Below are 13,779 nucleotides of genomic sequence, written 5' to 3' on the forward strand. Positions count from 1 at the left end.
CGGGCTCCTTGCCGCCCGCCGTGCGTGGCACGAGGAGGATGCGCGCCGCCTGGCCGATGCGGCGCGCGCGTGGCGCGACGATGCGGACGCCATCGGCGCCCAGCTGCTCGAGGCCTCGGTCACCAAGGCCCTCAACAACAACTCCTACAAGCCCGAGCGCATGCCCGCGGAGATGGCGGCGATGCGGCGCTGGGCCTGGTCGGGCGAGGTGGGTGGCTTCGACATCGCCCGCTACGCGTCGAGCCGCCTGGCCAAGGGCACCAGCAAGAACAAGGCGCGGCCCGAGCACCCGGCGTTTGGCGCGCTCGAGCACTGGCATGCGTGGCAGGCCACCGCCGAGCCGGTACGGCACGCCATCCTTGCCGACGCCGTGGCCTGGGTGCGCGAGCGCTTCGCCACGCAAAAGCGCCGCCGCGCCCAGATCGGTTTCGATGACCTGTTGCTACGGCTTGACCGCGCGCTGGCCAGCCCGGCGGGCGGCGGGCTGGCCGCGACCATCCGCGGCCAGTACCCGCTCGCACTCATCGACGAGTTCCAGGACACCGATCCGCTGCAGTACCGCATCTTCCGTGCGGTATACCTCGATGCGCCGGCCACGGCGCTGCTGCTCATCGGCGATCCGAAGCAGGCCATCTACGCGTTCCGCGGCGCGGATATCCACACCTACCTGGCGGCGCGCGCCGAAGCCGCCGCGCCGCATTACAGCCTCGACACCAATTTCCGCTCCACGCAGGGCATGGTCGATGCGGTGAATGCGCTGTTCGTGCATGGCGAGCGCCATGCGGACGGCGCGTTCCACTTCGCCGATGGGGGGCTGCCGTTCGCGCCCGTGCTCGCGCGTGGCCGCGCCGAGCGCTTCGTGCGGGCGGGCGTGGCGCAAGCCGCCATGCACCTGTGGCTGCTCGACAACGACACGCCCGTGGGCGTACGCACGTATCGCACGGAGATGGCGGCGGCGTGCGCCAGCGAAATCGTGCGCTTGTTGGGCGAAGCCGCCCGTGGCGAGGCGGGCTTCGTCGAAGGCGATGGCCCCCTGCGCCCGTTGCGGCCGGCCGATATCGCGGTGCTCGTGCGCAGCCACGCCGAGGCGGCGGAGTTCCGCGCCGCGCTGGCGGCCCGGCGCGTCCGCAGCGTATTCCTCTCCGACCGCGATTCGGTATGGGAAAGCACCGAGGCGGGCGATCTCCTCTTCTGGCTGCGCGCGGTGGCGGAGCCCTCGTCCGATACCGCCATGCGGGCGGCGCTGGCCACGCGCACCCTGCACCTGGGGTTTGGCGAACTCGAAAAACTCAACGCCGACGAGCGCCACTGGGAAATGCGCGGGCAGGCCTTCTTCGCCCTGCGCGAGCGCTGGCGCCATGCGGGCGTGCTGGCGATGCTGCACCGCCTGCTGCATGTGTTCGACCTGCCGGCGCGGCTGCTCTCGGCCGGGCATGGCGAGCGGGCGCTCACCAATGTGCTGCACCTCGCGGAGCTGCTCCAGCAGGCGGCGGCCACGCTCGACGGCGAGCAGGCGCTCATCCGCTACCTGGCCGAGCGCATCGCCGATACCGCCAGCCACCATGGCGACGACCAGGTGGTGCGCCTGGAGAGCGACGACGATCTGGTGAAGGTCATCACCATCCACAAGTCGAAGGGCCTGGAATACCCGCTGGTATTCCTGCCCTTCGTCTCGGCGGTCGCGAAGGCACGAGCAGGGCAGGGTTACCGCTACCACGATGGCGAGGGCATGTCGCTCGAGCTCGTCAGCGCCAGCCAGGGCGGCGCCGCGGCGGCAGAGGCGAAGGAAGCCGCCGAGCGCGCGGCCCTGCAGGAGGACCTGCGCCTGCTCTACGTCGCGCTGACCCGCGCACGCCACGCCTGCTGGCTCGGCATCGCCCCGGTCGCGGAAACCGCGCGGGTGAAAGAGCCGCAGGTGCATCGCAGCGCGTTCGGCCACCTGCTGAAGGGCGGCAAGGCCATCGCCAACGGCGAGATCGCGGGGTTGTTGTCGGCGCTCGCGCAGGGCAACGGTGCGATCAACGTTGCGTACATGCCGCCGCCGGATGAGGCGCGGTACACGCCACCCGCGCGCGCCGACGACCTGCTGCCGCCGCGCGAGCCGCGCCTGGCGCGCGCCGAGCCGTGGCGCATCGCCAGTTACAGCGGCCTGCGCTACGACGAGGCCGGCCCGGAGGCGGCCACCCCAGCCCCCGAAACGCCCACCGACGACATCATCGTCGAGTACGTGGCCGAGTCGGTGGCGGTGGTCGCCGACCCCACCAGCATCCACGCGTTCCACCGTGGCGCGGATGCGGGCACGTTCCTGCACGACCTGCTTGAATGGATCGCCGAGGAGGGCTTCGCGGCCATCGCCCACGATCCGGCCCGCCTACGCGATACGGTGGCCCGGCGTTGCGAGCGGCGCGGCTGGGAGGGCGCCATCGACCTGCTGACCGGCTGGCTGCTCGTGCTGCTGCGCACGCCGATGGCGCTGCCCGATGGCAAGGTGGTGGCACTGGGCGGGCTCGCCGACCCCACGTGCTACCGGGCCGAACTCGAGTTCCTGTTCGAGGCACGCCACGTCGACACGCTGGCGCTCGATCGCATCGTGTGCGGGCACACGCTGGGTGGCGCGCCGCGCCCCGCGCTTGCCAGCGATACGCTCAACGGCATGCTCAAGGGCTTCATCGATCTCATCATCGAGCACGATGGCCGCTGGTACGTGGTCGATTACAAGTCCAACTGGCTGGGCCCCGACGAACACGCGTACACGGCGGAGGCGATGCGCGCATCGATCCTCGATGCACGCTACGAGCTGCAGTACGCCCTGTACCTGCTGGCCCTGCATCGCCTGTTACGCGCGCGGCTGGGGCCTGCCTACGACTACGACACCCACGTGGGTGGCGCGGTGTATCTCTACCTGCGCGGCGTGGATGGCCGCGGCCATGGCGTACACGTGGAGCGCCCGCCGAAAGCCATGGTCGAGGCCATGGATCGCCTGTTCGAAGGAGCCACGGCATGATCCCCGATATCCAGGCGTGGCTCGACGAGGCCACGGCCACGGGCGTGCTCCGGCCCATGGATCGTGCCTTCGCGCGGTTCCTCGGCACGCTCGACACAAGCGCCGATCCGCGCGTGCTCGCAGCGGCGGCGCTGGTCAGCCGCGAGCTGGCCGATGGCCATATCTGCGTCGATATCGCCACGCTGGCGGAGCGCGAACCCGCGCTGGCATCGGCCGGGACATGGCTCGCAGGCACGCCGCTGGTCGCGTCGCCCGCGGGCGATGCCGCCGCGCCACTCGTGCTCGATGGGCCGTTGCTTTACTTGCGCCGGTTTTGGCGCGACGAAGCCCGCGTGGCGGCCGCCATCCTGGGCCGCCTCGCGCCGCTGGCGGATCCGCCGGGCCTGCGTTCCGAGCTCGATCGCCTGTTCCCCGTCGACGGCGAGGCCATCGACTGGCAGAAGGTCGCGTGCGCCATCGCGGCGCGCAGCGCGTTCGCCGTGATCACGGGCGGCCCTGGCACGGGCAAGACGACGACGGTGGTGCGCCTGCTCGGCCTGCTGCAGACACTCGCGGCGCAAGCCGGCACGCCACGTCTGCGCATCCGCCTTGCCGCGCCCACGGGCAAGGCCGCGGCGCGCCTCAACGCCTCCATCGCCGCGCAGGTGGCCCAACTCGACGTCGATGCCGACGTACGCGCGGGCATTCCCGCCGAGGTGACCACGCTGCACCGGCTGCTCGGCAGCCGCCCGGATACCCGCGCGTTCCACCACGATGTGGATAACCCGCTGCACGTCGACGTGCTGGTCATCGACGAAGCCTCGATGATCGACCTGGAAATGATGGCCGCGACGCTCGACGCGCTGCCGCCGGGTGCCCGCCTCATCCTGCTTGGCGACAAGGACCAGCTCTCGTCGGTGGAGGCCGGCGCGGTGCTGGGCGATCTGTGCGCCCGTGCCGAGCCCGGTCACTACGACGACGCGACGCGCGCGTGGCTGCGCGAGGTGGCGGGTGTCGACGTGGGCGCGTGGACGGATGCCGCCGGCGCGTGGCCCCTCGACCAGCGCATCACCATGCTTCGCCGCAGCCGCCGTTTTGGTGGCGATAGCGGCATCGGCGCCCTCGCGGCCGCCATCAACCAGGGCGACGCCCGCGCCGTGGGCATGGCCTTCGATGGCCGCTTCGCCGACGTGGCCCGGCTTGGCGCCACGGCCGCAGGCGTCGCCACGCTGGCCATCGACGGGCGCGGCGACGCGCCGGGCTACCGGCACTACCTGGCATGGATCGCGGCGAACCGCCCGCCGGTGGATGCGGGCGACGATGCTCGTGCGGCGTGGGGTCGCGGGGCGCTGCAGGCGTACGGCCGGTTTCAGCTGCTTTGTGCCACGCACCAGGGCGAGCTGGGCGTGCTGGGCCAGAACGAACGCATCGCGCACGGGCTGCTCGAACGCCAACTCATCGCCCCGGGCCCCGGTGGCTGGTACGAGGGGCGCCCCGTCATCGTTACCCGTAACGACTACGCGCTCGGCCTCATGAACGGCGATATCGGTGTCACGCTGGCGCTGCCGGATGGCCACGGGGGTACCTCGCTACGCGTGGCCTTCCTCGTGATGGATGACGGCGGCGAGCGCATCCGCTTCGTCACGCCCAGCCGCCTCACCGCCATCGAGACCGTGTACGCCATGACGGTGCACAAGTCGCAGGGTTCCGAGTTCGAGCACACGGCACTGGCCTTGCCGCCGGAGCCATCGCCCGTGCTGACCCGCGAGCTGGTTTATACGGGCGTCACTCGCGCACGCCGGCATTTCAGCCTGCTGGCGGCGCCGGATATCGTGGCGTATGCGGTGGGGCGCAGGACGAAGCGGGCGTCGGGGCTGCTTGGGCGGCTGGGGCCCATTTGACACCGAACGCCACAGGACTTAATTTTCCGCTAGTAACCACAGCGAAAAGGTGGCCCGCGGCAACGCCGGCCGAGTGTGCGACATGCGGACTACGCGCTTCCCAACCTGAGCCCTCGCCACGTCTTCGTTGTCACCGAAGGGCGCCTGGCGCCCTTTTTGTTTTTCCGGAACCCGTATCCATGATCCAGATCACGCTACCCGACGGCAGCCAGCGCCCGTTCGAGCACCCCGTTTCCGTGCAGGACGTGGCCGCGTCCATCGGTGCCGGCCTCGCCAAGGCCACGCTCGCGGGCAAGGTCGATGGCAAGCTCGTCGACGCCGGCTTCCGCATCGAGCACGACGCGAAGCTCGAGATCATCACCGAGAAGAGCCCCGAGGCCCTCGACATCCTGCGCCACTCCACGGCCCACCTGCTGGGCCAGGCCGTGCAGCGCCTGTTCCCTGGCGCGCAGGTCACCATTGGCCCGGTCATCGATAACGGCTTCTACTACGACTTCGCCTACGAGCGCCCCTTCACGCCCGACGACCTCGGCGCGATCCAGGACGAGATGGACAAGATCGTCAAGGAGCAGCTGCCGGTCACCCGCTCGGTGAAGAGCCGCGACGACGCCATCACCTTCTTCCGCGGCATGGGCGAGGAGTACAAGGCGCAGATCATCGAGTCGATCCCGGCGAACGAAGAACTCTCGCTCTACACCCAGGGCGAGTTCACCGACCTGTGCCGCGGCCCGCACGTGGCCAACACGGGCAAGCTGCGCGCGTTCAAGCTCATGAAGGTGGCCGGCGCGTACTGGCGCGGTGACTCCAACAACGAGATGCTCAGCCGCATCTACGGCACCTCGTGGCTCAACGACAAGGATCTGAAGGCCTACCTGCACCAGCTGGAGGAAGCCGAGAAGCGCGACCATCGCCGCATCGGCAAGCAGCTCGATCTCTTCCACATGCAGGAAGAAGCGCCGGGCATGATCTTCTGGCACCCCAAGGGCTGGGCCATCTGGCAGGCCGTGGAGCAGTACGTCCGGGGCGTGTACAAGAAGAGCGGCTACCAGGAGGTGCGCGGCCCGCAGATCATGGACGTGAGCCTGTGGAAGAAATCCGGCCACTGGGACAACTACCAGGAGAACATGTTCTTCACCGAATCGGAGAAGCGCACCTACGCGCTGAAGCCGATGAACTGCCCTGGCCACATCCAGATCTTCAACACGCACCTGCACAGCTACCGCGACCTGCCCATCCGCTATGGCGAGTTCGGCGGCTGCCACCGCAACGAGCCGTCGGGCGCGCTGCACGGCATCATGCGCGTGCGTGCCTTCACCCAGGATGATGGCCACATCTTCTGCACCCCGGGCCAGATCGAGGCCGAGGTGGCCGCGTTCCACGCCCAGGCCATGCAGGTGTACGCCGACTTCGGATTCAACGACATCGCCATGAAGATCGCCCTGCGCCCGGAAAAGCGCATCGGCGCCGACACGGTGTGGGACAAGGCCGAGGATGCGCTGCGCAAGGCGCTTGCCGCCGCCGGCGTCGAGTGGGAAGAACTGCCGGGCGAGGGCGCCTTCTACGGCCCCAAGATCGAGTACCACATGAAGGACTCGATCGGCCGTGCCTGGCAGGTGGGCACCATGCAGGTCGACTTCATGATGCCCGAGCGCCTGGGCGCCGAGTACGTGGACGAAAACAGCCAGCGCCAGCACCCGGTCATGCTCCACCGCGCCATCGTGGGCTCCATGGAGCGCTTCATCGGCATCCTCATCGAGCACCATGCCGGCTTGCTTCCGCCCTGGCTCGCCCCCATCCAGGCGGTGGTGTTCAGCATCACCGACGCCCAGGCCGATTACGTCCGCGAGGTAGCGCAAGCCCTTGTGGGGCAAGGCTTCAGGGTGGAATCCGATTTGCGCAACGAAAAAGTCGGATATAAAATCCGCGAGCACACGCTTCAAAAGGTCCCTTACCTCCTCGTGGTCGGCGATCGCGAGAAGGAAACGGGTACCATTTCCGTGCGTACGCGTGGCGGCGAAGACCTCGGCAGCATGCCGCTGGCCGCGTTCGCCGAGAGGCTACAGGCCGAGACCCGCCGCTAAGGGGCGGGGCCGGCATAGGGTTCAATCTTCTGGAGGATAGCGGTATCGCTACGACCGATAACAAGGGCAATCGCAAGAACAATGAGATCCGCGTGCCGAAAGTGCGCGTGCTGGGTCCCGAAGGCGAGCAGCTGGGCATCATGGACACCCGTGAGGCCATCCGCCGCGCCGAGGAGGACGGTCTCGACCTCGTCGAAATCCAGCCGAACGGCGATCCGCCGGTCTGCAAGATCATGGATTACGGCAAGTTCAAGTTCGAAGCCCAGAAGAAGGCCTCGGCTGCCAAGAAGAAGCAGAAGCAGGTCGAAATCAAGGAAGTGAAGTTCCGCCCGGTCACCGACGTGGGCGATTACGACATCAAGCTCCGCAAGATGCGCGAGTTCCTTGAAGAAGGCGACAAGGTCAAGGTCACGATCCGCTTCCGCGGCCGCGAAATGTCCCACCAGGACCTGGGCCAGAACCTGGCCAGGAAGATCCAGGCCGATATCGGCGAAGACGGCGTGGTGGAGTCCTTCCCCCGTCTCGAAGGCCGCCAGATGGTCATGATGATCGGCCCGAAGAAAAAGGCCTGATCGGGGTAGGGCCTCCGGGCCCTCCTACACAAAGCCTTAATTTATGTGTATCATCGCCGGCTCGGTCCGTATGGATGGGCCGTGTACCGTACCCGGCAGGAAGGAAAGCGCAGGCCCCCGGGCCCGCCGCCGGTTCAGTCAGAAACCCGAAAAGGGAGCATTCCGATGCCCAAGATCAAGACCAACCGGGCGGCTGCGAAGCGTTTTCGCAAAACCGCGTCGGGTAAGTTCAAGGCCGGTCACGCCTTCAAGTCGCACATCCTGACCAAGAAGTCGACCAAGCGTAAGCGCGGCCTGCGCGCTCCCAACCACGTCAAGCCGTGCGACACCAAGGGTGTGGCCCGGATGCTGCCGTATCTCTAAGGGAGACTAAGTCATGGCACGTGTTAAGCGCGGCGTTACCGCCCGTCGTCGTCACAAGAAGATCATCGGCCGTGCGAAGGGCTACTACAATGCCCGCCGCAAGGTTTTCCGCGTAACGAACCAGGCCGTCATCAAGGCTGGCCAGTACGCGTACATCGGCCGCAAGCAGCGCAAGCGCCAGTTCCGCGCGCTGTGGATCGTCCGCATCAACGCAGCAGCCCGCCAGTTCGGCCTGTCGTACAGCCGTCTCATCAACGGCCTCGCCAAGGCGAACATCTCGGTCGACCGCAAGGTTCTCGCCGACCTCGCCGTGCACGACATCAAGGCGTTTGGCGCGATCGCAGAGAAGGCCAAGGCCAGTCTGGCTGCGTAATCCGCTTTACCACGCGCGGTAGCCTTATCGCGCGATGATGGATGACGTGGGGAGAAGGCCTTGCCTTCTCCCCACACTTTTTTGTGGACCTGAAAAAATCAGGAAGACCGATGGATTCGATCGAGAACATCGACGCCTCGCTGCGTGACATCGATTCGGCCGCCTCGCTCGAGGCGCTGGATAACGTCCGCGTCGCCCTCCTGGGCAAGAACGGTGCGGTCACCGCCGCCCTCAAGGCGCTCGGCCAGCTCACGGGCGACGAGCGCAAGGCGCGCGGCGCCGAGGTCAACCGCGTCAAGGAACGCCTCACCGACGCCATCGCCGCCCGCAAGCAGGCGCTGGAGCAGGCCGAGCTTGGCCGCCGCCTGGCGTCCGAGCGCATCGACGTCACCCTGCCGGGCCGCGACGGCGAGTACGGTGGCATCCACCCCATCACGCGTGCCCTCGAGCGCATCGCCGACATCTTTGGCCGCCTGGGTTACCAGCGCGCCGATGGCCCGGAGATCGAAGACGACTGGCACAACTTCGAGGCGCTGAACTTCCCGCCGCACCACCCGGCGCGCGCCATGCACGATACCTTCTACTTCGGCGATGGCCGCCTGCTGCGCACGCACACCTCGCCGGTGCAGATCCGCTCGATGCAGGGCCGCCAGCCGCCCATCCGCATCATCGCCCCGGGCAAGGTGTACCGCAGCGATTCGGACCAGACCCACTCGCCGATGTTCCACCAGATCGAGGGCCTGCTCGTCGATGAAACCTCCAGCTTTGCCGACCTGAAGGGCACGCTCGCCGAGTTCATCCGCGCGTTCTTCGAGCGCGATTTCGAGATGCGCTTCCGCCCCAGCTACTTCCCGTTCACCGAGCCCTCGGCGGAGGTGGATATCCGCTGGGACGCCGAGGACGGCAGCACCCGCTGGCTCGAGGTGCTGGGCTGCGGCATGGTGCACCCCACCGTGCTGGCCAACTGCGGCATCGACCCGGAGCGCTACACCGGCTTCGCGTTCGGCCTGGGCGTCGAGCGTTTCGCCATGCTGCGCTATGGCGTCGGCGACCTGCGCGCGTTCTTCGAGAACGACCTGCGCTTCCTGCGCCAGTTCGCCTGACCTTCGCCGCCACCAAGCCAAAGAGTCGCCTCCATGAAATTCTCCGAAAACTGGCTGCGTGAACTGGTCGACGTCGACGCGGACCGCGCGGCGCTGGTACACGCGCTGACCATGTCGGGCCTTGAAGTCGAAGAGGTCACCCCGCTGGGTGACGGCCTCGACGGCGTCGTCGTGGCCGAGATCGTCGAAACCAGCAAGCACCCCGAAGCCGACCGCCTGCAGGTGTGCGTGGTGGACGCGGGGCAGGGCGAGCGGCTGCAGATCGTCTGTGGCGCCCCCAATGCCCGCGTCGGCATCCGCGTGCCGCTGGCCAGGGTCGGTGCCAACCTGCCGGGCGGCATCCACATCAAGGCAGCGAAGCTGCGTGGCGTGGAATCGTTCGGCATGCTGTGCTCCGCGAAGGAACTGGGTATCGATGCCGATGCCTCGGGCCTGCTCGAGCTGCCGGCGGATGCGCCGGTGGGCCAGCCGCTCGCTACCTTCCTCGGCCTGCCCGATGCCAGCATCGAGCTGAAGATCACCCCGAACCGCCCCGACGTGCTTGGCCTGGTGGGCCTCGCCCACGACGTGGCCGCGTTGTTCGGCAGCCATGTCCGCGCGGCGGGCGTGGCCGAAGTGCCCGCCAGCATCGCTACCACGCGCGGCGTGCGCCTGGAGGCGGGCGCCGACGCACCGCGCTACCTCGGCCGCATCATCGAAGGCGTGGATACGACGGCGAAGACGCCGCTTTGGATGGCCGAGCGCCTCCGCCGCGCCGGCTTGCGCCCGATCAGCCCCGTTGTCGACGTCACCAACTACGTGATGATGGAGCTGGGCCAGCCCCTGCATGCGTTCGACAACGACCAGCTAACGGGCAGCGTCGTGGTTCGCCACGCGGGTGAGGGCGAGGTGCTGAAGCTGCTCGACGGCAGCGATGCGAAGCTCGACCCCTCGTTCGTCGTCATCGCCGACGAGGCGAAGGGCCTGGCCGTCGCCGGCGTCATGGGCGGTTTCGATTCGCGCGTCACGGACGCCACCCGCAACGTGTTCCTGGAGGCCGCGCATTTCGCGCCGGCCGCCATCATGGGCCGCGCCCGCAAGCTCGGCATGCACACCGACGCCTCGCACCGCTTCGAGCGCGGCGTGGACCCGGCACTGCCCAAGCGCGCGATCGAGCGCGCCACCGAGCTGCTTATCCAGATCGCCGGGGGCAAGGCCGGCCCGATCACCGTGGCCGAGCGCCCGGAGAACCTCCGCGAGCACGCCCCGGTGCTGCTGCGCCACGCGCGCCTGCGCCGGGTGCTTGGCATCGACGTGGCCGCGGCTGAAGTCACCCGCATCTTCACCGCGCTCGGCATGGGCGTGGAGGAAACCGCCGATGGCTGGCGCGTTACGCCGCCGAGCAGCCGCTTCGATATCGAGCGTGAGGAAGACCTGATCGAAGAGGTGGCCCGCATCCACGGGTACGAGCGCATCCCCACCACCACGCCGGCGGGCAAGATCGCGCTGGAGCCCGTGGCCGAGGCCCGCCTGCCCGAGATGGCCCTGCGCGACCAGCTCGCCGCCCGCGGCTACTTCGAGGCCGTGACGCTGTCGTTCGTCAGCGCCGAGCTGCTGAAGACCTGGCAGCTCGACCACGCCTCGGTGCCGCTCGCGAACCCGCTCTCGGCCGACCTGGCCGTGATGCGCACCTCGCTGCTCCCCGGGCTGGTCGAGGCCCTGCGCCACAACCGCGCCCGCCAGCAGGAGCGTGTGCGCCTGTTCGAGGTGGCCCGCAGCTTCCACGCCACCGGTGGCGCCCCGGACGAGATCGGCCGCGTCGCGGTGGTCGCATCGGGTAGCGCCCGCGCCGAGCAGTGGGGCGAGCCCTCGCGCGGCGTCGATTTCTACGACCTCAAGGGCGACCTCGACGCGCTCATCGCCCACACGGGCGAGCCCCAGCGCTGGGCGGTCGACACCGATGGCCTGCCGGCATGGCTGCACCCGGGCCGTGGCGCCCGCGTCCTCCGCGACGGCCAGCCCGCCGGGTTCCTCGGCGCGCTGCATCCGGCACTGGCGAAGGCGCTGGATCTCGGCCCCGACGTGTACGTCATGGAGCTGGCGCTTGAGCCGATCCTGGCCCGCCGCATGCCCAGCGCCACGCGCGTGGCGCGGTTCCCGGCCGTACGCCGCGACATCGCCATGGACCTGCCCGAGGACGTCTCCTGGGCCAGCGTCGAGGGTGCCGTCCGCGGTGCCCTGGGCGAGCTGCTGACCTCGATCCGCCTGTTCGACCGCTACGTGGGCAAGGGGGTCGAGGAAGGGCGAAAGAGTCTCGCTATGGGCTTGATTTTACAGGACGCTTCACGCACCCTTACCGACGACGATGCCGACGCTTGCGTGGCAGACGCGGTGAAGGCATTGGAGCAGACATGCAAGGCGAAATTGCGAGGATAAGATGGCGCTGACCAAGGCGGAAATGGCCGAGCGGCTGTTCCTCGACGTGGGCCTCAACAAGCGTGAGGCCAAGGAATTCGTGGATGCCTACTTCGAAGTGGTCCGTGAGGCCCTCGAACGCGGCGAGCAGGTCAAGTTGTCGGGCTTCGGCAATTTCGACCTGAGGCACAAGAATCAGCGGCCCGGTCGCAATCCCAAGACCGGCGAAGAAATCCCCATCTCTGCCCGGCGGGTTGTCACCTTCCGTCCCGGCCAGAAACTCAAGGTAAGAGTCGAGGGCTATGCTGGATCCAGGGAATAACACCGAACTTCCGGCTATCCCGGCGAAGCGCTACTTCACCATCGGTGAAGTCAGCGAGCTTTGCGGCGTCAAGCCGCACGTGCTTCGCTACTGGGAGCAGGAGTTCCCGGCCCTCAAGCCCGTCAAGCGCCGCGGCAACCGCCGCTACTACCAGCGCCACGACGTGCTCATGATCCGCCAGATCCGCTCGCTGCTGTACGACGAGGGGTTCACCATCACGGGCGCGCGTGCCCGCCTCGAGGGCCCCCAGGCTCGCATGGAGGCCAGCATGTCGCACCAGATCGTGCGCCAGGTGCGTTTGGAGCTGGAAGAAGTTTTAACGCTGCTGCGCCGCTGATCCTGCTTCCGCAGGGCATGGCGTTGCTGCTACAATCGTTAGCTCGTCGGGGTGTAGCGCAGCCTGGTAGCGCACTACGCTGGGGGTGTAGTGGTCGCGAGTTCGAATCTCGCCACCCCGACCATTATTTGAAAAGGCGTCCCGTTGGGGGCGCCTTTTTTTTGGTTCATCGCTGATAACCGTGGAGCCTTTTTGTAGCCCAACGTACCCTTGAGGCCTGATTTCTCGGGCCTTGAGGGTACGTCGATGCTGGATCGAAAAACGATCGAGAAGCTGGGCGGGTGGGGAGGCTATCGGGTTGAGCGAGTGGCGTGGCCCGAGGGCGATAGCCGGACGGTAACCATCTTTCTCAAGCCAACGGCACGTACCATGTACTGCGAGCACTGCGGTGGGCGATGCAGACAGGTGCATGAGACCACCATACGTCGTGTCAGGGACTTGCCGCTGATGGCGCTTCGGGTCGCCTTGGTCGTTCCTCGACGGCGGGTCTGGTGCGATCACTGCGGCGGCCCACGGCTTGAGAAACTCAGCTGGCTGGGGCGCTATCAGCGCGTGACGGATCGATTGGCCGAAGCGGTGAGCCAGCTCCTTCTCTCAAGCAATATCCTCGCCGTGGCGCGCTTTTTCCAGTTGGGCTGGCACACTGTTAAATCGCTGGATAAGGCCTTCCTGCGCGAAGCCGTCCAAGAGCCGGACTGGAGCCAGATCCACTATCTGGCGATGGATGCGTTCGCCCTGCACAAGGGCCACCGCTACGCCACGGTGGTGGTCGATCCGATCAGCCGTCAGGTGCTGTGGCTGGGCAATGGCAGGTCACGGGATACGGCACGTGCGTTCTTCGAGCAGCTCCCCGAAGGCGTCGCAGCTCAGATCCGGGCCGTTGCGATCGACATGACGACGGCCTACGAACTGGAGATCAAGGCCAACTGCCCGAACGCCGAAGTCGTCTACGACCTGTTCCACGTCGTGGCCAAGTACGGCCGTGAAGTCATCGATCGCGTCCGGGTCGACCAGGCGAACAAGCTGCGACAGGACAAGCCCGCGCGCCGTGTCATCAAGTCGAGCCGCTGGCTCCTTTTGCGTAATCGGGAGAACCTGGACCGCCGCCAGACGCTGCAACTGAACGAGCTTCTGGACGCCAACCAGCCACTGCTCACGGCCTATCTCATGCGCGACGAGCTAAAGCGGTTGTGGTTCTACCGACGTCCGGGCTGGGCCCGGCAAGCCTGGGATAATTGGCTTGAACAGGCCCAGCGCAGCGGGATCGCCGCGCTGGCGCTCTTTGCACAGCGGATCTCGGTCTACCTGCACGGGATAGTTTCCCGATGCCGGCATCCCCTCAATACCAGC

Annotated in this window: 11 protein-coding genes and 1 tRNA gene; all 12 read left to right on the forward strand. The window is 67.6% G+C overall.

Annotated features, from left to right (window positions below):
- A partial coding sequence (gene recB / locus VI08_RS20145) for an exodeoxyribonuclease V subunit beta (protein WP_045831433.1) occupies positions 1-3,004 on the forward strand: 3,004 nt, incomplete at its 5' end.
- Positions 3,001-4,884: an exodeoxyribonuclease V subunit alpha gene (gene recD / locus VI08_RS20150; RefSeq protein ID WP_045831434.1), complete on the forward strand. Its 1,884-nt coding sequence runs from the start codon at positions 3,001-3,003 to the stop codon at positions 4,882-4,884. The genes recB and recD, both read left to right, overlap by 4 nt.
- Before the next feature lie 179 nt (positions 4,885-5,063).
- Positions 5,064-6,965 carry a threonine--tRNA ligase gene (thrS, locus tag VI08_RS20155; protein WP_045831435.1) on the forward strand — a complete coding sequence of 634 codons (1,902 nt, stop codon included), beginning with the start codon at positions 5,064-5,066 and terminating at the stop codon, positions 6,963-6,965.
- A 44-nt stretch (positions 6,966-7,009) separates the two neighbouring features.
- Positions 7,010-7,537, forward strand: a complete 528-nt coding sequence (gene infC, locus VI08_RS20160) for a translation initiation factor IF-3 (RefSeq protein ID WP_332308666.1) — start codon at positions 7,010-7,012, stop codon at positions 7,535-7,537.
- A gap of 165 nt (positions 7,538-7,702) precedes the next feature.
- Positions 7,703-7,900: a 50S ribosomal protein L35 gene (gene rpmI, locus VI08_RS20165; protein WP_045831437.1), complete on the forward strand. Its 198-nt coding sequence runs from the start codon at positions 7,703-7,705 to the stop codon at positions 7,898-7,900.
- A 13-nt stretch (positions 7,901-7,913) separates the two neighbouring features.
- Complete coding sequence (gene rplT / locus VI08_RS20170) at positions 7,914-8,273, forward strand: 50S ribosomal protein L20 (protein WP_045831438.1); 360 nt, start codon at positions 7,914-7,916, stop codon at positions 8,271-8,273.
- Positions 8,274-8,383: 110 nt separating this feature from the next.
- A complete protein-coding gene (pheS, locus tag VI08_RS20175) occupies positions 8,384-9,376 on the forward strand; it encodes a phenylalanine--tRNA ligase subunit alpha (protein ID WP_045831439.1) in 993 nt (330 codons plus the stop codon).
- 33 nt (positions 9,377-9,409) lie between these two features.
- Positions 9,410-11,791 (forward strand): phenylalanine--tRNA ligase subunit beta, encoded by a 2,382-nt coding sequence (gene pheT / locus VI08_RS20180; RefSeq protein ID WP_045831440.1) that lies wholly within the window; start codon positions 9,410-9,412, stop codon positions 11,789-11,791.
- Position 11,792: 1 nt separating this feature from the next.
- The gene (ihfA, locus tag VI08_RS20185) at positions 11,793-12,092 is read left to right on the forward strand and encodes an integration host factor subunit alpha (RefSeq protein WP_045831441.1); all 300 of its coding nucleotides are present in this window, start codon (positions 11,793-11,795) and stop codon (positions 12,090-12,092) included.
- On the forward strand, positions 12,073-12,429 hold the full coding sequence (locus VI08_RS20190) for a MerR family transcriptional regulator (protein WP_036114913.1): 357 nt from the start codon (positions 12,073-12,075) through the stop codon (positions 12,427-12,429). The genes ihfA and VI08_RS20190 overlap by 20 nt, the downstream gene beginning before the upstream one ends.
- Before the next feature lie 47 nt (positions 12,430-12,476).
- Positions 12,477-12,553, forward strand: a tRNA-Pro gene (locus VI08_RS20195).
- 122 nt (positions 12,554-12,675) lie between these two features.
- A partial coding sequence (locus tag VI08_RS20200; protein ID WP_045831442.1) for an ISL3 family transposase occupies positions 12,676-13,779 on the forward strand: 1,104 nt, incomplete at its 3' end.

It is taken from the genome of Luteibacter yeojuensis (assembly GCF_000964085.1).
Taxonomy (GTDB): domain Bacteria; phylum Pseudomonadota; class Gammaproteobacteria; order Xanthomonadales; family Rhodanobacteraceae; genus Luteibacter; species Luteibacter yeojuensis_A.